Origin of the sequence: Mesorhizobium sp. M1423 (assembly GCF_040317575.1) — a bacterium.
In the GTDB taxonomy this organism is placed as follows: domain Bacteria; phylum Pseudomonadota; class Alphaproteobacteria; order Rhizobiales; family Rhizobiaceae; genus Mesorhizobium.
On record NZ_JAMYKU010000002.1, the window covers coordinates 262,568 to 282,771 of the forward strand.

Consider the following 20,204-nt stretch of genomic DNA (forward strand, 5'->3'; position numbering starts at 1 on the left):
TGCAACACAGCTGATCGCAATAAGAGCCGCAAAAACGTTAAGAATCAGATCATCCAGGGCGCAAAGAGGGGGGCATTGACGGCGCTCATCTCGGCGGCACGGCCGCGCTCGCGGCGCGTCGTCTCGACGATCTCGAAAGCCGAACGGTCGGACAAGAGACGGCGCAGCGCCGCGGCGTTCAGCCTGTGGCCACCACGATAGGAGCGGAAGCAGCCGATAAACCGGGCACCGGCGAGCGCCAGGTCGCCCATTGCATCCATCGTCTTGTGCCGCGCGAACTCGTTGGGATAGCGCAGGCCTCCCATGTTGATCACGCGGTTGTCATCGCCGATCACCAGCGAGTTCTCCAGCGAGGAGCCGAGCGCGAAGCCAGCTGCCCATAGCCGCTCGACGTCCTTCATGAACCCGAAAGTGCGGGCCCGCGCGACGTCGCGGCGGAAAATGTCGGCATTCATATCGGATGCGAAAAGCTGGCGGCCGATCGCCGGGCTTTCGAAATCGATCTCGATCTCGAAGCGCGTGCCATCATAGGGCCTGAACTCCGCCCAGCAGGCGCCGTTCTCGATGCGAACCGGCTTGACCACCCTGATGTAGCGACGCTTGACCGGCAGCGTTTCGATGCCTGCCTGGTCCATGGCCTCGATGAACATGACCGCGCTGCCGTCGAGGATAGGCACCTCACGGCCGTCGATTTCAATGACGAGATTGTCGATCCCAAGCCCAAAGAGCGTCGCCATCAGATGCTCGACCGTGGCAATGTGCTCGCCTTGCGGATCGCCAAGCATGGTGCAGAGGTCGGTGGCACCGACCTCGGAAACGAGCGCGCGAAATTCGTGGCTTCCGCTTGCATTCGAAAGCTGGAAGACGATACCCGTATCGGCATCTGCCGGCAGGAAATGGACGGTGACCGGATTGCCGCTATGGACGCCGATACCAGTCAGCGTCGCACGCGATTTAAGTGTCGTCTGATAGTCGTGCAAAACAATCCCCATAGCCCGTACTGCCTAGGTCCGCTTCATCTGCCCTGAGGGCGCGGCTCTTGATTGATCGGCAGGCAGGGCCACTTCCCCGAGACTCCCAGCAAACCGACTTTGGTCGGTGGCGAAGATAATGGTCCCACAGGGAGACTCCAAATCACGGTTTCTTACTCTTTGTAACTGCGGTCCAGCGCGGGATTGCCCCATAAGTCCTTGTTTTAAAATCGCTTTTAATATTAACAGGCGAACAGTTTCCTGCTCGCCTGTTAACAACTGTTACGAACCGTCAACAGATCAATTGGCCTGCCGGCGCAGGAAGGCGGGAATCTCCAGCTGATCGTCTTCCTGGACAGCCCGGCTCTGCGGCGTCAGTCGGCCCTGCTCGTCCAGCTGGCCGCGGCGCGGCGCGTAAAGCTGCGGATCCTGGCTGGCTAGGCGGCGCACTTCCGCCGGCGCCTGGCGCAGTTTCGGTTCGCGCGGCTGCGCCGGCTGCAGCCGTGCAGGTTCCTCTTCGCGGCGGGTTAGGCCGTTGGTCAGGCGCTTGAGCAAGCCCATCGGGCCGCTGTTCTCGTGGTCGGCCGGGCGGGCCTTGGCTTCCACTTCAGCCTTCACCTGCGGCGGGAAATCCTCTACCCGCGGCATGCGCTGGGGTGCCGCGGCAATCGGCTGCGGCATTTCACGATGCGGAGCCGGCTGCATCGCTTGCTGAACCACTGGCTGCATCATCGGCTGCGGCTGAGCGGGAGGCGCCTGGAAGATCTTGCTCTGCGGACGGAAGTCTTCCGAATGCGCGACCGGTGCCGGGCGGGCCTGCGCCATCGCTGCCGCATTCGCCTCGGCGAGCTGAATGGCCTCGGCGACCGGATCGGCAGCACGTGGTTCATAGATCGGCTGCTGGACAGGCGCCGGGCGCATTTCCGTGACCTGAGCCGCCGGGCGGCTGACCGGCTTCGGCGGAGCCGTGCGGATGGCGATCGGCGCTGCAGCGATTTCGGCCGCCGATTTGTCGATGCCGGTGGCGACCACCGACACGCGGATAACGCCTTCGAGTTCCTCATCGAAGGTGGCGCCCAGAATGATGTTGGCGTCCTGGTCGACCTCTTCGCGAATGCGGGTTGCGGCCTCGTCGACTTCGAACAGTGTCAGGTCGCGGCCGCCGGTGATCGAGATCAGCAGGCCCTTGGCGCCCTTCATCGAGGTCTCGTCGAGCAGCGGGTTGGCGATGGCGGCTTCCGCGGCGGCCATTGCGCGGCCCTCGCCCGAAGCCTCGCCGGTTCCCATCATCGCCTTGCCCATTTCGCGCATGACCGAGCGGACGTCGGCGAAGTCGAGATTGATCAGGCCTTCCTTGACCATCAGGTCGGTGATGCAGGCGACACCCGAATAGAGCACCTGGTCGGCCATGGCGAAGGCGTCGGCGAAGGTCGTCTTGTCATTGGCCAGCCGGAACAGGTTCTGGTTGGGAATGACGATCAGCGTATCGACACATTTCTGCAGTTCCTCGATACCCATGTCGGCCGTCTTCATGCGGCGCTGGCCTTCGAAGTGGAACGGCTTGGTGACGACGCCGACGGTAAGGATGCCCTTTTCGCGGGCAGCGCGCGCGACCACGGGCGCCGCCCCGGTGCCGGTGCCGCCGCCCATGCCGGCGGTGACGAAGCACATATGCGTGTTCGAGAGATGATCGATGATCTCGTCGATGCACTCTTCCGCCGCCGCGCGCCCGACTTCAGGCTGCGATCCGGCGCCGAGACCCTCGGTGACATGCGCACCGAGCTGGATCAGCCGCTCGGCCTTCGACATCGTCAGTGCCTGCGCGTCGGTGTTGGCCACCACGAACTCGACGCCGCGCAAGCCGGCGGTGATCATGTTGTTGACGGCATTGCCGCCGCCGCCGCCGACACCAAACACGGTGATGCGCGGCTTGAGCTCGGTGATGTCCGGCTTCTGCAGATTGATGGTCATTGTCTTCGTCCTTTGCCTTTCCCGCCGCTTCGCCGCCGCGGCCGCCTATGGGGCTGTCCCCGTCAAATTAAAAACTGTCTCTCAACCACTGACTCATTCGATGCAGTTTTCCGCCTGTTCCGGTCATCCGAAGACCGGAAATTCCCTTCGCCGGGCGGCTCTCGAAGCTCGCCATCTGCGGGTAGATCAGAAGTCCGACCGGGGTCGAGAAAGCCGGCCCCTTGGCCGCCTCGGGCAGGCCTGCCACGCCGAGCGGGCGGCCAATACGTACATTGCGGCCGAGAATGCGGCGTGCTGCTTCGGGCAGGCCGGCAAGCTGGCTGGCGCCGCCGGTCAGCACCACACGCTTGCCGACGGCATTGCCGTAGCCGGACTTGTTCAGCCGGTCGCGCAGCAGTTCCAGCGTCTCGTCGATGCGGGCGCGGATGATGCGCGTCATCACCGAGCGCGGGATCTGCAACGGCACCTCGCCGTCCTCGCCGATCGGATGGATCGAGACCAGGTCGCGGTCGTCGGCGCTTCCTGGCAGCGCCGAGCCATGCATCACTTTCAGCCTTTCAGCGGCATCGAGCGAGGTCGATAGGCCCTTGGCCATATCCAGCGTGACGTGGTTGCCGCCAATCGCGATGGCGTCGCCGTGGACGAACTTGCCTTCCGAAAATACCGAGATCGTCGTCGTGCCGCCGCCCATATCGATGCAGGCCGCGCCCATTTCGAGCTCGTCGTCGACCAGCGCGGCAAGCCCGCTGGCATAGGGCGTCGCCACCATGCGCTCGACCGACAGATGCGAGCGGTTGATGCAGAGCTCCAGATTGCGCAGGGGCGCCGCGTCGCCTGTCAGCACGTGCATGTCGACGCCAAGCTGGTCGCCAACCATGCCGCGCGGATCGCGCACACCGCGCTCGGCATCCAGCGAAAAGGCCACGGGAAGCGAATGGATCACCTCGCGCTCAGCCCGCAGCGCCTGCTTGGCGCCGGCGGCAAGCACGCGCTTGATGTCGGCCTCGTCAGCCTCATGGCCGCCGAGATTGATGGTGGCCGAAAAAGCCTCGCTCTTCAGCCGGCCGGCGGTCATGTTGACGATCAGCGAATCGACCGTCAGTCCCGCCATGCGTTCGGCGGCGTCGACGGCAAGACGGATGGCGTGCTCGGCACGGTCGAGATCGATGACGACGCCCGATTTCACGCCTTGCGATTTCTGGTGGCCGATGCCGATCACCTGGATGCGATGCGAGCGTCCGCGCAGCAGCTTGCCATCGTCGCGCGGCTTGAGCTTGGCCACCACGCAGCAGACCTTGCTGGAACCGACATCCAGCACCGTCAGGATGCCGGACCGGCGCGACGAGGCATCGCTGTTGCCGCCAAGCCAGCTCATATCTTCGTCTCCGGCTTGCGCTTCAGCATCTTGGGCTTTTCGTTAAGCGCAGCCTCGCGCTGCGTCGCCGCTTCCGGCGTCAACTGGACGACCAGACGGTCGGAAAGGCGCATGTCGACGGCTGCGATGTCGCGCGTCAAAAGCCCGTTCTCGTGGTCCATCCTGACCAGGTCGGCAATCGCCTGGTCCTCACCGTCTTCGGGAAGCTTGACGGTGATGCCATTCTCAAGCTTGAGATCCCAGCGCCGTTCGCCGATGCGGACATAGCCTTTGATCCGCGCGGCAAGCTCCGGATAATTCTTGATCCTGGCCAGGAAATCCGGCGCCTTGGCCGGTGCGCCGGTGCCGATGATCAGCGGCAGCAATATCTGCTTGCCGCCGGAGAACGGCGCAATGACGGTGCCGGATTTCTCGATGACCGAAAGCGCGCTCCCTTGCTGCCACAGCGCGAACGGCTCGCGCTCCTCGACGCGCACTTCCAGCGTATGCGGGTAGACTTTGCGCACTGCCGCGGCTTCGACCCAGGGCAGCGTGGTGATGCGTTCGCGCGCAGCTTCGGCATCGAAGCCGATCAGCGAGGTCCAGCCGTCGAGTTCCAGCCTGTCGAGAATATCGATCTCGGAGGTTTCGCGGTTGCCGACGACCTTGACCTGGTCGACGGCAAAACCGGTGCGGGCGGTGACACTCTGGACGATGGCGTCGGCATGCCCGCCGAGATAGGCGCCATAGGCGCTGCTCGAAATAAGCAGTGCCGCCGACAGGATGGCAGCGCAATAGGGCGGCGCTTCGAAATCGCCCTCGCCGAGGCGCGCCAGCACACGCACCGGCCGGCGGAGCAGGCGTGGCAGCACGAAATGGTCGAACGACAACGGCATGCCGAACAGCACCGGCCCGGCCGCGCCCTTCCCCTTGCCCTGTCCCCACTTCAACGCAGACACGAAGCGTCCTCCACCATCCAACTCAACAAATCGCCGAACGAGTGTCCCGCTTGCGCGGCGATTTCCGGCACCAAAGACGTCGGCGTCATACCCGGCTGGGTGTTGACCTCGAGCCAGACAATTTCACCGTTTTCGGAGTGACGATCGTCATAACGGAAGTCCGACCGGGAAACGCCCCGACAGCCGATAGCTTGGTGAGCCTTGAGCGTCAGTGTCTGTATTTTTTGGTAAATATTCGGTGAAAGTTTTGCCGGGCATTCGTGTTTTGATCCGCCCGCGACGTATTTTGAATCATAGTCGTAGAAGGAATGGCCGGTCGGGATGATCTCGCAGACACCGAGCGCCACATCGCCCATCACCGCGCACGTCAATTCTCGCCCGTGCACATAACGCTCGACCATCACCGTATCGCCATATCTCCACTCGGACGAGCCGATGATCTGCGGTGGATGCGACTGGCCTTCATGCACGATGACGACGCCGAAGCTCGATCCTTCGTTGACCGGCTTGACCACATAGGGCGGCTTCATCGGGTGCTTGTTCTGGATGGCGAAGCGATTGGCCACCTTCGATTCCGCTACCGGAATGCCGGCCGCCTTGGCGACCTTCTTGGCCTGTTCCTTGTTCATCGCGAGCGCCGAGGCAAGCACGCCGGAATGGGTGTACGGAATGGCCAGATACTCGAGGATGCCCTGGATGGTGCCGTCCTCGCCGAAGGGGCCGTGCAGCGCGTTGAAGACGACGTCGGGCTTGAGCTCGGCGAGCACCGAGCTGATGTCGCGCGAGACGTCGACCCGGGTGACCTGGTAGCCCTCCCCCTCGAGTGTATCGGCGCAGGCTTTGCCCGACGACAGGGACACGGGCCGCTCGGACGAGAATCCCCCCAGAAGGACGGCCACGTGCTTGCTTGTCATTCCCCGTCATTTCCTCTCACAGCAGGCCTGCACCATCGTGCATGGCCCGAAAAGCATCGCGCGCACTCAAATACGCCGAGCAGCTTTGCTCCCGTGTTTCCGCAACATTGAGTCCGAGTCTCCCGGCAGGTTGCCCCCCAGACGGAAACGCGAGTAACGCGTCGAAACGACTCAAATCAGGAAACGCTTCAGGGCAGAGAATCAGAGAGTTGATTCGCTGGCAAGTGCTTACGATTCCGATGGATTCACTTTCCGCAAAAACGGCAGCAAAATGTGAATTCATGAGGTCCGGAGGCAACGGTCTTCGGCTTGCGCTAAAGCAGCTGCCCGAGAAATTCCTGGACGGCATGGCCCGGCCGAAAATTGCCGATGCGCTTGATCTCCCACTGCAGCCGGATGCCCGATCTTTCGAGCACGCGCGCACGCACCGTCTCACCGAGATATTCAAGCTCGTAGCCTGTGGCGGTCCCGGTGTTGATCATGAAGTTGCAATGCATCGGCGACATCTGTGCCCCGCCGACCATCAGGCCGCGGCAGCCGGCCTTGTCGATTTCCTTCCAGGCCGAGGTGCCCTCGGGATTCTTGAAGGTCGAGCCACCGGTCTTTTCGCGGATCGGCTGCACGGTCTCGCGATGGTTCTGGACAGCATCCATCGCGGCCTTGATCGCCGCCTTGTCCTCCGGAACGCCTTCGAACAGCGCCGACGTGAAGATCAGCCCGGACGGCGCAGCTGAATGGCGATAGGCATAGCCCATGTCGGCGTTGCTCAGCACATGCACATTGCCCTTGCGGTCGAGCGCCCGCACCTCGACCACGCGCTCGCGCGTCTCGACACCGTTGGCGCCGGCGTTCATCCTCAGCGCTCCGCCGATGGCGCCGGGAATGCCGTGGTAGAAATGAAAGCCGCCGATGCCGGCCTCGTAGGCAACGGCCGCAACGCGCTTGTCGGGTGTCGCGGCCCCCGCCTTGATCGTGGTCGGCGCTATCACTTCGGTCTCGCCAAAGCCTTTGGCCGAAAGCCGGATGACGAAGCCCGCAATGCCGCCGTCACGGACAAGCAGGTTTGAGCCGACGCCGACGATGGTCAGCGGTATTTCCTCGGGCACCGCCTTCAGGAACGCGGCAAGATCGTCCTCGTCGGCCGGCTGGAACAATGCCTCCGCGAGCCCGCCGGCTCGAAACCAGGTGATCTTGTCCATCTCGGCATTGGGCGTGATGCGGCCGCGCAGTCCGGCAAGCCGGTCGCCAAGCTTGTCGATCAACGCCTGGCCGCGCATCATGAGATAGTCCCGCCGAGTTCTTTGGGCAGCGCATAGGCCCATTGGGTGATGTTGCCAGCGCCGAGGAAGACGACGAAATCGCCCGGCTTCGCCACCTCGCGCACGATCGGCGCAATCGCCGCCGGACCTTCGATGTAGCGTGCGTCGCGATGGCCGCCGGAGCGGATGCGCGACACCAGTGCGTCGGACGTAACGCCGTCGATCGGTTCCTCGCCGGCCGCATAGACGGGCGCCACCATTACCGTATCGGCGTCGTTGAAGCAGACGGAAAACTCGTCGAACAGATCGCGCAGCCGAGTGAAGCGATGCGGTTGGGTAACGGCGATGATGCGGCCCTTGGTGGCGCTGCGCGCCGCCTTCAGTACCGCCGTGATCTCGACCGGATGATGACCGTAATCGTCGAACACATCGACACCGTTCCACGAACCGGTATGGGTGAAACGCCGCTTGACGCCGGCGAAGGACGACAGGCCCTTCTTGATCGCCTCGGCCGAAAGGCCGAGCTCATGCGCGACGGCAATCGCCGCCGTCGCATTGGAAACGTTGTGGCGTCCGGGCATCGGCAGCCGCAGACCGGCAATCGTTATCTGGCCGTGCGTCTTGCGGTCGCGGATCACCACGTCGAATTCCGAGGTTGGGCCGTCCATGCGGTGATTGGTGAAGCGCACGTCGGCCTGCGCATTTTCGCCATAGGTGATGACGCGCCGGTCCTCGATGCGGCCGACCAGCGCCTGCACCTCGGGATGGTCGGTGCACATCACGCCAAAGCCGTAGAACGGCACGTTCTCGACGAACTGGCGAAACGCCTCGCGCACTTTGTCGAAGGAGCCGTAATGGTCGAGATGTTCGGGGTCGATATTGGTGACGACGGCAATCTCGGCCGGCAGCTTGAGGAAGGTGCCGTCGCTCTCGTCGGCCTCGACCACCATCCATTCGCCGTCGCCCATGCGGGCGTTGGTGCCATAGGCATTGATGATGCCGCCATTGATCACCGTCGGGTCGAGCCCGCCGGCATCGAGTAGCGTCGCCACCATCGAAGTCGTCGTTGTCTTGCCGTGCGTGCCGCCGATCGCGACCGCCTGCCGGAAGCGCATCAGCTCGGCTAGCATTTCGGCGCGCCGCACGATCGGCAGCAACTTCTCTCTCGCCGCCTTCAGCTCCGGGTTGGATTTCTTGATTGCGGTGGAGACGACGACCACTTCGGCCTCGCCGAGGTTCTCGGCCTGGTGGCCGACGAAGCATTCGATGCCCTTGTCGCGCAGCCGCTGCACATTGGCGCTGTCGGCCTGATCGGATCCCTGCACCTTGTAGCCGAGATTGTGCAGCACCTCGGCGATGCCGCTCATGCCGATGCCGCCAATGCCGATGAAATGCACGAGGCCGATCGTCTGTGGCATCTTCATCAATGCGTCTCCTTCCTGAATTCCGAAACGGATTTCCTGGACGCAATAGCCTCTGTCAGATCGGCGAGCAACCGCGCGGCATCCGGTTTACCGGACGATTTCGCCGCCGCAGCCATTGTCGCCGCCCTGCCTGGATCATCCATTAGCCCGCCGACAAGCGCAGCGATCCGCTCCGCCGAAAGCGTGGATTGCGGATGCACCTCGGCGCCCCCCGCTGCGGCAAGGGCGGCCGCATTCGCCGCCTGGTCGTGGTCGAGCGCGTGCGGATAAGGCACCAGCAGCGCCGGCCTGCCGATCACCGCGATTTCCGATACGGTCGACGCGCCGGAGCGCGACATCACCAGATGCGCCGCCGCGAGCCGCGCCGCCATGTCGGTGAAGAAGGGCGACACCTCGGCCTCGATGCCAAGCGCGGCATAGGCGGCTTCCACCCGCGCCACATCGTCGGCGCGGGCCTGCTGCGTGATCGCCAGTCGCCTACGCTGTGCATCGGAAAACCGGGCGATCGCCGCCGGCACCGCATCGGAAAAGAACTGCGCGCCCTGGCTGCCGCCAAACACCAGAAACCGGAACGGCTCTTCGCCGGCCGATGCAGCATAGGGTGTATTCGCTGCTTCCAACACTTGCGGCCTGACCGGATTGCCGGTGGTCACCGTCTTGGCGCCAGTGGCACTGATGTCTTCCGGCAGGAACCCGCCGGCAACGGCGTCGACGCGGCCGGCGAGCGCCCGATTGGCGCGGCCCATCACCGCATTCTGCTCGTGGATCAGCGTCGGCACCTTGCGCCGGGTCGCCGCGTAAAGCGGCGGCAGTGTCGGATAGCCGCCGAAGCCGACCACGATGGCGGGCTTGATGCTGGCGATGACGGCCGACGCCTGCCGCACCCCGCGCCAGATTTTCCAAAACGCGGCGAGCATGGCAAAAGGATTCTTCGAGCCCATCGTCGCCGACTGGATCGGATGGATGGCGGTCGCCGGGAACTGCCCGGCAAAGCGCTCGGCGCGGTCGTCGGTGGCCAGATGTACCGCCCAGCCGCGCGCCTTGAGCTCATGTGCCAGCGCCTCGGCCGGGAACAGATGTCCGCCCGTTCCGCCAGCAGCTAGAAGGATGACCCCCTTCGCCATCTCACTCCGCCGGCATCGCACGCGGCGACGGCATGAAGCCCAGCTGCTTGCGCTTTTCCGGGCGCTTGCGCGTCAGCGCCAGCACCATGCCCATCGAGATGGCGATCGCGATCTGGGAGGAACCGCCATAGGAGATGAACGGCAGCGTCATGCCCTTGGCCGGCATCAGTTGCAGATTGACGGCCATGTTGATGACCGACTGCAGGCCGAAGACGGTGACCAGGCCGCCAACCGCGTAGCGCGTGAAATCGTCCTGCTCCTTGAGTGCCGTGTTGAGGCCGCGCAGCACGATGAAGCCGAAGATGGACATGATGAAGAAACACATGATCAGCCCGAATTCCTCGCCAGCGACCGAGAAGACGAAATCGGCATGGCTGTCGGGGATGACCCGCTTGACGGTGCCCTCGCCCGGCCCGACGCCGAACCAGCCGCCATTGATCAGCGCCTCGCGGCCCATGTCGACCTGGAACGTGTCGCCCTCGCCGGTCATGAAGCGGTCGATGCGGCCGGCAACGTGCGGGAACACCGCATAGGCGGCGAACACGCCGCCGACGCCGGCAGCACCCAGCGCGACGATCCACAGCCACGGCAGCCCGGCCATGAAGAACATCACCCCCCAGGTGCCGAGCACCAGCATGGTCTGCCCCAGGTCAGGCTGCGCCACTAGCAGCGAGATGACCAGCGCAAGCAGCAACATGGCGAACAGATTGCCCGGAATGTCGGGCTGGCGCTTGTGCTCGGCGAACAGCCAGGCGCAGATGATGACGAAGCCCGGTTTCAGGAACTCGGACGGCTGTATCGACAGGCCGGCAAGCGATACCCAGCGCCGCGCGCCTTTCACCTCGACGCCGATATAGAGCACCGCCACCATCAAAAACAGCGTGATGCACAGCATGACCAGCGCCATGCGCCGGATCTGCCTGGATTCAAGGAACGAGACGGCAAGCATCACTCCAAGTGCCGGAATGGTGAAGATGATCTGGCGTGTGGCGAAGTGGAAACTGTCTAGTCCGATGCGTTCGGCCACCGCCGGGCTTGCGGCGAAGGACAAAACGATGCCGAGGCCCATCAGCGACAGGAACGCCGCCAGGAACCAGCGATCGATCGTCCACCACCAGGTCGCCACGGGGCTTTTGTCGAGACGGCTTTGCATTATCGTGTCCCTCCGATGGGCTTCACGCCATCAATGGCGGTTGCGGCTTGCCTGAACGCCTCACCGCGGACTTCGAAATTCTTGAACTGGTCGAAACTGGCGCAGGCCGGCGACAGCAGCACCACCGCCTCGCCGCTACTATCCTTGGCCGCATCGCGGGCGGCGTGTTCGACCGCCGCAGCCAACGTGCCTGATATCTCGTAGGGCACCGCTTCGCCCAGCGTCGCCGAAAAGGCCGGTGCGGCTTCGCCGATCAGATAGGCCTTGGCGATACGCGGGAAGAAGCCGCGCAACGGCTCGATGCCACCCTCTTTCGGCAGACCTCCGGCAATCCAGTAGATACGCGCAAAGCTCGACAGCGCCGGTGCCGCGGCATCGGCATTGGTCGCCTTGGAATCGTTGACGAACAGCACATGCCCTTTGCGGCCGACCTGCTCCATGCGGTGCGCCAGCCCCGGGAAACTCTCCAGTCCGGATTGGATCTCGCCGAGCTCGAGCCCGACCTTGAGGCAGGCGGCGGCGGCGGCCAGCGCATTCTGCGCGTTGTGCTGGCCGCGCAACGAGCCGATGCCTTCGAGAAAGGCGACCCGGCTGTAGCGGCCGTGCACGGCTTCCATCAGGTTGGTGCCTTCGGCGAAATAGCCGTCGGTCAGCGGCAGGCGCTTGGAGATGCGAATGATCTGCCGGCCCGCTCGCTCCAGCCGGTCGGCGATCTGGGCGCACCAGGAATCGTCGACACCGATGATTGCCGTCTCGCTGCCGGCCACCAGCCGCTCCTTGATCGAGGCGTAGTGTTGCATCGTGCCATGGCGATCGAGATGGTCCGGCGTCAGGTTGAGCAGGATGCCGGCCGTCGGATTGATCGAAGGGGCAAGATCGATCTGATAGGACGAGCACTCAACCACATAGTGCCGCTCGGGCTGCGGCGGATCGAGCGTCATCACCGCGCGGCCGATATTGCCGCCCATCTGCGTGTCGCGCCCGGCCGATTTGAGGATGTGCGCCGTCAATGCCGTGGTCGTCGACTTGCCGTTGGTGCCGGTGATGGCGATGAAGGCTGCTGCCGGCGCCCGCGCCGTCCGCTCGCGGCAGAAAAGCTCGATATCGCCGATGATCTCCACGCCTGAGCCCCGCGCGAGCTCGACGGTCCAGTGTGGCTTGGGATGCGTCAGCGGCACGCCGGGCGACAGCACGAAGGCGGAAAACCTCGCCCAGTCCGCGCCGCGCAGGTCTGCGGTGGCGATGCCGACCGCGCCGGCCTTGGCAACGCTGTCGGGATTGTCGTCCCAGGCGAGGACGTCCGCGCCGCCCTCGATCAGCGCGCGCGCCGTGGCAATCCCCGAGCCGCCGAGCCCGAAGAGCGAAACGCGCTTGCCTGAAAAGGATGCGGCGGGGATCAAGCGGCCTCCTATCTGAGCTTCAGGGTCGACAGCCCGACCAGCGCCAGAATGACGGCGATAATCCAGAAGCGGATCACCACCTGGCTTTCGGTCCAGCCGAGCTTTTCGAAATGATGGTGGATCGGCGCCATCAGAAAGACGCGCTTGCCGGTCATCTTGAAATAGCCGACCTGGATGATGACCGAGAATATCTCGACGACGAACAGGCCGCCGACGATGACCAGCACGATCTCGTGCTTGGTCGCCACCGCGACCGTGCCGATCAGCCCACCCAGCGCCAGCGAGCCGGTATCGCCCATGAAGATTGCCGCCGGCGGCGCATTGAACCACAGGAAACCGAGACCGGCACCGATCACCGCTCCGAGGACCACGGCAAGCTCACCGGTGCCGGGAACGAAATGGATCTGCAGATATTCAGCGAACACGGCATTGCCGGAGAGATAGGCGATGACGCCGAAGGACGCCGCCGCGATCATGATCGGCACGATCGCCAGCCCGTCGAGGCCGTCGGTCAGGTTCACCGCATTGCCGGCGCCGACGATGACGAAGCACGAGAACGGGATGAAAAACCAGCCGAGATTGACGAGAAACTCCTTGGCGAAAGGAAACGTCAGCGATGACGAGAACGGCGCCTGGCCGTTATGCATGATCACCCAGGCGGCGATGCCGGCAATGACGAATTCGAGCCCCAGCCGCGCTTTTCCGGAAAAGCCGAGATGCGATTGCTTCGTCACCTTGAGGTAGTCGTCATAAAAGCCGATCGAGCCGAACCCCAGCGTCACCAGCAGCACCACCCAGACGTATATGCTGGACAGGTTCGCCCACAGCAGCGACGAGCCGACGATGCCGGACAGGATCATCAGCCCGCCCATGGTCGGCGTTCCAGCCTTCTTGAAATGCGTCTGCGGCCCGTCGGCGCGGATCGGCTGGCCCTTGCCTTGCCGCAGCCTCAGCGAATTGATGATGGTCGGTCCGAAGATGAACACGATCAGTGCCGCTGTGATCAGCGCTCCGCCGGTGCGGAAAGTTATGTAGCGGAAGACGTTGAAGACCGAGATCTTGTCCGCAAAATCGACGAGCAGTGTTAACATGCGCTTGCGTCCCCCGGACCGATCCTAGGTCTGTCTGCTGGTTGTGGCTTCCGCCGGAAACTTGCCGAGCAATGCCTCGACCAGCTTTGAAAAGCCTATGCCTTTCGACGATTTGATCATGACCACGTCGCCGGGCTTCAACTCCGATAGAAGCACCGGCTTCAGATCTTCCGCGCCGGCGCGGTACTCCGTCTTGATCTCGCCGGGCAGCACGTCGGCCAGCGCCCGCATTTCCGGGCCGCCAAGAAAGACCGTGCGCGTGTCGGTGCCGACGATCAGGTCGGCAAGGGCGGCATGCAATTTCGCCGAATGGCTGCCGAGCTCGAGCATATCGCCAAGCACGGCAATGCGCCTGCCTTCGCCCGACACCGGTGTCGTGTTGAGCAGTGCCATCGCAGCACCCATCGAGGCCGGATTGGCGTTGTAGCTCTCGTCGATCAGCGTGATTGGCCCCTTGGGATGACGCAACACATAGCGCTTGCCGCGTCCGCGTTCGGGCGAAAGATCGGCCAGCGCCTGAGCAACCCTGGTGACGTCGGCGCCGACCAGATGCGCTGCACCCAGCACCGCCAGCACATTCTGCACCATATGGCGGCCCGGCGCGCCGATCCTGGCGACGATCTCGTGCCCGCCAATCTTGGCGGTGATGACGGAGTGATCGGCATTGAGCTCGCATTTGATCAGTTTGAAGGTCGCCCGGGCATTCTCGCCGAACCCGTAAACATGCTCGACGCCGGCCTCTTTCGCCATCTTCTCCAGCAGCTTCCAGCGCGGGTCGTCGCGGTTGAGTAGGGCGGCGCCACCGGGCTCCAGCCCTTCGAAAACCTCCGCCTTGGCCTTGGCGATCTCGTCCAGATTGCGGAAGAAGCCGAGATGAGCGGCCGCGATCAGCGTGACGATGGCGACATGCGGCCGGACCATCTTGACCAGAGGCCGGATCTCGTCCGGATGGTTCATGCCGATCTCGAAGACGGCATAGTCGCAATCCTGCGGCATGCGCGCCAGCGTCAGCGGCACGCCCCAATGGTTGTTGAACGACTGGGCCGATGCATGCACCGTGCCGACCGCGGACAGAGCGTGGCGCAGCGCTTCCTTGGTGGTGGTCTTGCCCGCCGAGCCGGTCACGGCAATGACCCTGGCCTTTGAGCGAGTGCGCGCCGCGACACCGAGCTTTTCCAGCGCGACAAGCACGTCCTCCACGACGATCATCGGTGCCGTCAGCCGCCCCAGCGACGGCAACTTGCCCTCGGCGACGACAAGCACGCCGGCGCCCGCCTTGATGGCGGCGGTGACGAAATCATGGCCGTCCATCACCTCGCCCTTGATGGCGAAGAAGGCGTCTCCCGGCTGCAGGCTGCGGCTGTCGATGGAAATGCCGGCGATGCCTTCAGGCATCGGACCGAGCGGCCGGCCATCCATGGCGGCAACCAGCGCCTCGGAGGTCCACAGATAGCTCACGCCGCTTGCTCCCTGAGCGCCGAGCGAACTTCCTCATGATCGGAAAAATGCAGCGTCTCGGTGCCGATGGTCTGGCCTTCCTCATGGCCCTTGCCGGCCACGATCAGCGTGTCGCCAGCGTGAAGCATCCCGACTGCCTCGTGGATGGCCTTGCGCCGGTCGCCGATCTCGATGGCGCCAGGTGCGGCCTCCAGGATCGCGGCGCGGATCGTCTCGGGAACTTCCGAGCGGGGATTGTCGTCGGTGACGATGACGACATCGGCCAGCCTTGTGGCGATCTCGCCCATGATCGGCCGCTTGCCCCGGTCACGGTCGCCGCCGCAACCGAATACGACGATGACGCGGCCGGTGGTAAAGGGACGCACCGAAGCCAGCACGTTTTCCAGCGCGTCCGGCTTGTGCGCGTAGTCGACATAGACCGGTGCGCCATTGGCGGCCGTCCCAACGAGGTCGAGCCGCCCCGGCGCACCCTTCAATTTCTCTAGCGCCATCAACGCCTTGGCAACAGATGTTCCAGTCGAAATGGCGAGGCCCGCCGACACCAGCGCATTGGCGATCTGGAAGTCGCCCGCCAACGGCAGGTCGACTTCATGGAGAACGCCGTCAACTTCGACCTCGGCGCGTTGGCGGTGGCGCTCGTGCTCGACCCGCTTCAGCCGCAGGAAATCGCCGTGGCGGCCGACCGTCAGCACGTTCAGTCCCGCTGCCCGCGCCGCCTTGATTGTCGGCTCCGACCACGGGTCGTCGGCAAAGATGACGGCCGGCGCGCCCTTCGGCAGCAGCGCATCGAACAGACGCAATTTGGCGCGATGATAGTCCTCGACCGTCGGATGATAGTCCATATGGTCGCGGCCGAGATTGGTGAAGCCGCCGGCCGCAAGCCTGACGCCATCGAGCCGGCGCTGGTCGAGGCCATGGCTGGACGCTTCCATCGAGGCGTGGGTGACGCCGGCCTCCGCCAACTCCTTGAGCAGCCTGTGCAGTGCCACCGGATCCGGCGTGGTCAGCGAGCCATATTCATTGCGGCCCGGCGCCACCACGCCGGTCGTGCCGATCGAAGCGGCGACCAAACCCGCCTGCTCCCATATCTGTCGGGTGAATGCGGCGACGGAGGTCTTGCCGCTGGTGCCGGTCACCGCGACCATGGTTTGCGGTTGCTTGCCGAAAATACGGGCAGCACTCAGCGCCAGCGCAAGGCGCGGATCGTCTACGACAAGAACCGGAACTGGCAGCCCGGCGACCGCACTGCCCTTGCCGACAACAATCGCGGCAGCGCCGCGGCTCGCGGCATCGGCGGCATAGGCTGCGCCATCCGCCTTGGAGCCGGTGAGCGCGAAAAAGACAACACCCGGTGCTACCTGGCGGGAGTCCGACGAAATCCCTGTAACCTCCATGTCGAAGGAAGCTGTCCCCTCGACAGGCAGGATACCGGCTAGATTTTTCAGCTTCATCGAACCCCGTTCATCGCAACAAAATAGCGCGCAGTTGCCGGCGCGCCCCAAGAATCACTGATAGGAAACCAGCGTTGCACCATTTTCATGGCTGAAATCTGGCTTCACGCCAAGCATGGAAGCCGCACGTCGGATGATGTTTGCAGCCATGATGCCCGCATTCGAGGCAGCCGTGGCACCCATGCCGGGCTTTTCCGGCTTCGGTTCGTCGGCGATCGTAAGCACTATGTATTGCGGATCGTCCATTGGGAAAGCCGCAACGAAAGCGTTGAAATTCTTTTCCTTCGAGTAGCGGCCGTTGACGACCTTCTCCGCCGTTCCCGTCTTGCCGCCCACCCGGTATCCTGGCACCCGGGCATTGCGGCCGGATCCCTTTTCGGCATTGAGGGCATAGAGATAGCGCATGCCCTCGACGGTCTTGTCGCTGACCACTTTCTTGGCCACCGCCATCGCCTGCTCCTGGGTGCGCGGCAGGAAGGTCGGGTCCATCAGATAGCCGCCATTCATCAGCGCGGCGCAGCCGACCGCCGTCTGCAGCGGGGTCGTCGACACGCCGTGGCCGAAGGCGATGGTAATCGAATTGACCTGCTTCCAGACCTTGGGCTCGGTCGGCCGGGCGACTTCCGGCAGTTCGGTCTGCATCTTCTCGAGGATTCCCAGGCGATGCAGGAATTCGCGGTGTCCGTCGATGCCAACCGCTTCGGCTTCCTTGGCCGAGCCGATATTGGATGAGTAGATGAACACTTCCGGCACCGACAGCACCCGGCCCTTGCCATGGAAATCATGGATGGTCTGATGGCCGATCCTGATCGGGCGCGACGCGTCGAAACGGCTTTGCAGCGTTATCTTGCCGGAATCGAGCGCCATGGCGGTGGTGAAGCTCTTGAAGGTCGACCCCATTTCGTAGAGGCCGGCGGACATGCGGTTGAGCCGGTCCTTGTCCTGCGCGTTATACGGGTTGTTCGGATCGAAATCCGGAACCGACGCCATCGCCAGCACCTCGCCGGTCTTGACGTTGAGCACGACGGCGCCAGCCGCGATCGCATGGTACTTTTCCATGCCGGTGCCGACCTCGTCGCGCACGATATGCTGGACGCGCAGGTCGATCGAGAGCTGCACCGGCTTCAAATCCTTGGCTACCGCCAGGCCCGACGCTTGAAGGTCGCTCAAGCCCTGTTCGTCGATGTATTTCTCCATGCCGGAGATGCCCTGATTGTCGATGTTGGTGAGGCCGACAATGTAGGACGAGGTTTCGCCGGCCGGATAGAACCGGCGCTTTTCGGTGCGGAAGCCGAAGCCGGGGATGCCGAGCTGCATGATATCGGCCTGTTGCTTCGGCGTCAGTTGCCGCTGCAGCCAGACGAAGCCGGCGCCGCTCTTCAGCTTGTTGTATGTCTGCTCGTAGTCGATCTCGGGAAGCACCGTCGACAGCTTTTCGATCGCCTCGTCGGCATCGACGATGCGGCGCGGTTCGGCAAACAGCGACGCCGTCTTGATGTCGGTCGCCAGCACTTCGCCGTTACGGTCGACGATGTCGGGTCGCGATGCCGTCACCCGGCTCTGCGGCCCGCCCGACAGGTCGGGGTTCTGGAAACCCAGATAGACCAGCCGCCCGGCAATGGTCGAATAGATACCGAAGAACACCGCCATCGTCATGACAATGCGGGTCCTGCCCTTGCCACCGGTTGCCTTGCGGGCACCATCGACCACGATCGATCCGCCCGCGCCGGGCTTCGAACCGCGCTTCAGCAGCCTGCCAACCTGTGGAAATCTGGCGGCCATTGGAAATCCGGTGATCATTGGATGATGCCTCCGGTCACCACGGGATCCTTGCCGCCGACATCGGCCATGCCGCCCAGCCGCTGCGATGAAAGGTCCTCGATGTTGACGGGTTTCGCCGGCAGATCGTCCAGCCCGACGATCTGCCGCGCATTGACCGGCTCGAGTCCGAGTTGCGATTTGTAGATTTCGGTGAGCTTTTGCAGGCGCGACGGCTGGGTAAGCAGGCTCCAGTCCGCCTTGAGCAGGTCGATCGTGTCCTCTTCATAACGGATCTGCGCCTGGATCTTGTGCACTGCCGCCAGTTGCTCCTCGGCCTCGCGCTTGGTCTTGTAGGTCAGGGCAGCCGCCGAAACCATGACGGCGATCAGGACTATGTCGCTGGTACGAAACACGTGCTCACCTCTCTCCCGGTCGATCGGCGCCGGGAAGCTTTGGGCCAGGCAGTTTTGGCAGGCCGAAAATCGAAAAATCGCCGGCACGCGCCGGCGCCTCTGTACGGATCGCAGCGCGCAGCCTTGCCGAGCGCGCCCGCGGATTTGCCAATATCTCGGCATCGCCAGGCGTCACGCCGCCGCCCTTCTTGGTGAAGGTGGCGGTGCGCGCCTGGGCCTCGGGCAGATGCCGCGATCCGGTCGCTGAATCGGCTCTGTCGGCGATGAAGCGCTTGACAATGCGGTCCTCCAGGGAATGGAAGGTCACCACGGCAAGCCGCCCGCCCGGTTTCAGCACGCGCTCGGCGGCAAACAGTGCCTTGGCCAGTTCTCCGAGTTCGTCATTGACGAAGATGCGCAGCGCCTGGAAAACGCGGGTGGCCGGATGGATCTTGTCTTTTGGCGCGCGACCGATATGCGTCTCGATGGCATCGGCAAGGTCGAGCGTGCGCTCGAAGGGGCGTTTTTCGCGACGGCTCTCGATCATGCGGGCGATGCGCCCGGCATGGCGTTCCTCGCCGAGAAAACCGAAGATGCGGGCAAGATCGCCCACCTTGAAGGTGTTGACGACGTCGGCGGCGCTCAGGCCCGCCTGCGCCATGCGCATGTCGAGCGGTCCATCGGCCCGGAACGAAAAGCCGCGCTCCGGCTGGTCGATCTGCATGGAGGAGATGCCGATGTCGAGCACGACGCCATCGGCACTTTCAACCTGCTCGTCGAGCGTCGAGAACGGTGCCTGGACAAGCCTGAGCTTGCCGCCGGACTGCTGTTCAAGGGCCCGCCCCGCCGCGATCGCATCCGGATCGCGGTCGATGGCGACGACCGAGGCTCCGCTTGTCAGAATGGCCTTGGTGTAGCCGCCGGCACCGAACGTGCCGTCGACGATCACCTCGCCTTTTGTCGGGGCCAGCGCCTCCAGAACTTCGGCAAGGAGGACCGGAATGTGGCGGGCTGGTCCGCCAGCGGCATGAACTTCATCGCCGTCGCCCGCCATCATTCCGGCCGCTCCCCGGCCTTCGTCCCCTGCCGAAGCTGCAAAAGCCGGGCGCGTGCCTCCGTCCCATAGGCACTGAGCCGTCCGGGCTCCCAGATCTGAAAGAAATTGCCGCGGCCAACGAAGGCCACTTCCGCTGAAATGCCGGTATGCTCGCGAATGAAATCGCTCATCGTGATACGGCCGTCCTGGTCGAGCTTCAGAAACGTTCCATCGCCATGGCAGAAGAACGACATGTCGTCCGCCGTCTGCAGGAACGGGTCTTCCTGGGCGATGCGCTGCTCGTAGCGATCGAGCAGGTCGAGCCCACCGACATCCATCGCCGGGCGATCCAGGCAGCGTAGCGCATAAAGTTCCGAATAGCCGCGTTTCTGCACAACGGCACGGAAATGCGCCGGCACGGACACCCGTCCCTTCGCATCGATCCTGTTCACCGCGCTCGACAGAAACCGGTCCATTACGCGTTAC

General features: G+C 63.9%; 17 protein-coding genes. All 17 read right to left on the minus strand.

Translation table 11 applies throughout. The annotated features are described in order from the left end of the window. Positions 1-44: 44 nt before the first annotated feature. The gene (lpxC, locus tag NKG95_RS04080) at positions 45-992 is read right to left on the minus strand and encodes a UDP-3-O-acyl-N-acetylglucosamine deacetylase (RefSeq protein WP_353040014.1); all 948 of its coding nucleotides are present in this window, start codon (positions 990-992) and stop codon (positions 45-47) included. A 279-nt stretch (positions 993-1,271) separates the two neighbouring features. Beyond that, on the minus strand, positions 1,272-2,942 hold the full coding sequence (ftsZ, locus tag NKG95_RS04085; RefSeq protein WP_023721195.1) for a cell division protein FtsZ: 1,671 nt from the start codon (positions 2,940-2,942) through the stop codon (positions 1,272-1,274). A gap of 67 nt (positions 2,943-3,009) precedes the next feature. Then, positions 3,010-4,317, minus strand: a complete 1,308-nt coding sequence (gene ftsA / locus NKG95_RS04090) for a cell division protein FtsA (protein ID WP_023721196.1) — start codon at positions 4,315-4,317, stop codon at positions 3,010-3,012. Continuing rightward, positions 4,314-5,255: a cell division protein FtsQ/DivIB gene (locus NKG95_RS04095; RefSeq protein WP_353040015.1), complete on the minus strand. Its 942-nt coding sequence runs from the start codon at positions 5,253-5,255 to the stop codon at positions 4,314-4,316. Before NKG95_RS04095 ends, ftsA begins: the two co-directional genes overlap by 4 nt. Beyond that, positions 5,243-6,169 carry a D-alanine--D-alanine ligase gene (locus tag NKG95_RS04100; protein ID WP_352481537.1) on the minus strand — a complete coding sequence of 309 codons (927 nt, stop codon included), beginning with the start codon at positions 6,167-6,169 and terminating at the stop codon, positions 5,243-5,245. Before NKG95_RS04100 ends, NKG95_RS04095 begins: the two co-directional genes overlap by 13 nt. Before the next feature lie 314 nt (positions 6,170-6,483). Then, the gene (gene murB, locus NKG95_RS04105; protein ID WP_031194586.1) at positions 6,484-7,449 is read right to left on the minus strand and encodes a UDP-N-acetylmuramate dehydrogenase; all 966 of its coding nucleotides are present in this window, start codon (positions 7,447-7,449) and stop codon (positions 6,484-6,486) included. After that, entirely contained in the window at positions 7,446-8,852 is a 1,407-nt protein-coding gene (murC, locus tag NKG95_RS04110; RefSeq protein WP_023721200.1) for a UDP-N-acetylmuramate--L-alanine ligase, read from the minus strand. Before murC ends, murB begins: the two co-directional genes overlap by 4 nt. Further along, positions 8,852-9,976 carry an undecaprenyldiphospho-muramoylpentapeptide beta-N-acetylglucosaminyltransferase gene (murG, locus tag NKG95_RS04115; RefSeq protein ID WP_023721201.1) on the minus strand — a complete coding sequence of 375 codons (1,125 nt, stop codon included), beginning with the start codon at positions 9,974-9,976 and terminating at the stop codon, positions 8,852-8,854. The genes murC and murG overlap by 1 nt, the downstream gene beginning before the upstream one ends. Position 9,977: 1 nt before the next feature. Next, the gene (ftsW, locus tag NKG95_RS04120) at positions 9,978-11,129 is read right to left on the minus strand and encodes a putative lipid II flippase FtsW (protein WP_023721202.1); all 1,152 of its coding nucleotides are present in this window, start codon (positions 11,127-11,129) and stop codon (positions 9,978-9,980) included. Further along, positions 11,129-12,529: a UDP-N-acetylmuramoyl-L-alanine--D-glutamate ligase gene (gene murD / locus NKG95_RS04125; protein WP_023721203.1), complete on the minus strand. Its 1,401-nt coding sequence runs from the start codon at positions 12,527-12,529 to the stop codon at positions 11,129-11,131. The genes ftsW and murD overlap by 1 nt, the downstream gene beginning before the upstream one ends. Positions 12,530-12,537: 8 nt before the next feature. Continuing rightward, on the minus strand, positions 12,538-13,620 hold the full coding sequence (gene mraY / locus NKG95_RS04130; protein ID WP_353040016.1) for a phospho-N-acetylmuramoyl-pentapeptide-transferase: 1,083 nt from the start codon (positions 13,618-13,620) through the stop codon (positions 12,538-12,540). Between the two features lie 24 nt (positions 13,621-13,644). Continuing rightward, positions 13,645-15,078 (minus strand): UDP-N-acetylmuramoylalanyl-D-glutamyl-2,6-diaminopimelate--D-alanyl-D-alanine ligase, encoded by a 1,434-nt coding sequence (locus tag NKG95_RS04135; RefSeq protein WP_353040017.1) that lies wholly within the window; start codon positions 15,076-15,078, stop codon positions 13,645-13,647. Beyond that, a complete protein-coding gene (locus NKG95_RS04140) occupies positions 15,075-16,529 on the minus strand; it encodes a UDP-N-acetylmuramoyl-L-alanyl-D-glutamate--2,6-diaminopimelate ligase (RefSeq protein ID WP_353040018.1) in 1,455 nt (484 codons plus the stop codon). The genes NKG95_RS04135 and NKG95_RS04140 overlap by 4 nt, the downstream gene beginning before the upstream one ends. 54 nt (positions 16,530-16,583) lie before the next feature. Continuing rightward, positions 16,584-18,311 (minus strand): peptidoglycan D,D-transpeptidase FtsI family protein, encoded by a 1,728-nt coding sequence (locus NKG95_RS04145; protein ID WP_353040019.1) that lies wholly within the window; start codon positions 18,309-18,311, stop codon positions 16,584-16,586. Between the two features lie 14 nt (positions 18,312-18,325). Next, the gene (ftsL, locus tag NKG95_RS04150) at positions 18,326-18,703 is read right to left on the minus strand and encodes a cell division protein FtsL (protein WP_254818995.1); all 378 of its coding nucleotides are present in this window, start codon (positions 18,701-18,703) and stop codon (positions 18,326-18,328) included. 4 nt (positions 18,704-18,707) lie between these two features. After that, positions 18,708-19,739: a 16S rRNA (cytosine(1402)-N(4))-methyltransferase RsmH gene (gene rsmH, locus NKG95_RS04155; RefSeq protein ID WP_353040020.1), complete on the minus strand. Its 1,032-nt coding sequence runs from the start codon at positions 19,737-19,739 to the stop codon at positions 18,708-18,710. After that, on the minus strand, positions 19,736-20,194 hold the full coding sequence (gene mraZ, locus NKG95_RS04160) for a division/cell wall cluster transcriptional repressor MraZ (protein WP_353021050.1): 459 nt from the start codon (positions 20,192-20,194) through the stop codon (positions 19,736-19,738). Before mraZ ends, rsmH begins: the two co-directional genes overlap by 4 nt. Positions 20,195-20,204: the final 10 nt, after the last annotated feature.

What these genes read in the sequence shown, in the direction of transcription:
- rsmH (WP_353040020.1), bottom strand. Translation starts at nt 19,739, where the DNA reads ATGATGGCGGGCGACGGCGATGAAGTTCATGCCGCTGGCGGACCAGCC.
- mraY (WP_353040016.1), bottom strand. Translation starts at nt 13,620, where the DNA reads ATGTTAACACTGCTCGTCGATTTTGCGGACAAGATCTCGGTCTTCAAC.
- ftsZ (WP_023721195.1), bottom strand. Translation starts at nt 2,942, where the DNA reads ATGACCATCAATCTGCAGAAGCCGGACATCACCGAGCTCAAGCCGCGC.
- ftsW (WP_023721202.1), bottom strand. Translation starts at nt 11,129, where the DNA reads ATGCAAAGCCGTCTCGACAAAAGCCCCGTGGCGACCTGGTGGTGGACG.
- NKG95_RS04140 (WP_353040018.1), bottom strand. Translation starts at nt 16,529, where the DNA reads ATGAAGCTGAAAAATCTAGCCGGTATCCTGCCTGTCGAGGGGACAGCT.
- murG (WP_023721201.1), bottom strand. Translation starts at nt 9,976, where the DNA reads ATGGCGAAGGGGGTCATCCTTCTAGCTGCTGGCGGAACGGGCGGACAT.
- murB (WP_031194586.1), bottom strand. Translation starts at nt 7,449, where the DNA reads ATGATGCGCGGCCAGGCGTTGATCGACAAGCTTGGCGACCGGCTTGCC.
- mraZ (WP_353021050.1), bottom strand. Translation starts at nt 20,194, where the DNA reads ATGGACCGGTTTCTGTCGAGCGCGGTGAACAGGATCGATGCGAAGGGA.
- lpxC (WP_353040014.1), bottom strand. Translation starts at nt 992, where the DNA reads ATGGGGATTGTTTTGCACGACTATCAGACGACACTTAAATCGCGTGCG.
- ftsA (WP_023721196.1), bottom strand. Translation starts at nt 4,317, where the DNA reads ATGAGCTGGCTTGGCGGCAACAGCGATGCCTCGTCGCGCCGGTCCGGC.
- NKG95_RS04145 (WP_353040019.1), bottom strand. Translation starts at nt 18,311, where the DNA reads ATGGCCGCCAGATTTCCACAGGTTGGCAGGCTGCTGAAGCGCGGTTCG.
- NKG95_RS04100 (WP_352481537.1), bottom strand. Translation starts at nt 6,169, where the DNA reads ATGACAAGCAAGCACGTGGCCGTCCTTCTGGGGGGATTCTCGTCCGAG.
- murC (WP_023721200.1), bottom strand. Translation starts at nt 8,852, where the DNA reads ATGAAGATGCCACAGACGATCGGCCTCGTGCATTTCATCGGCATTGGC.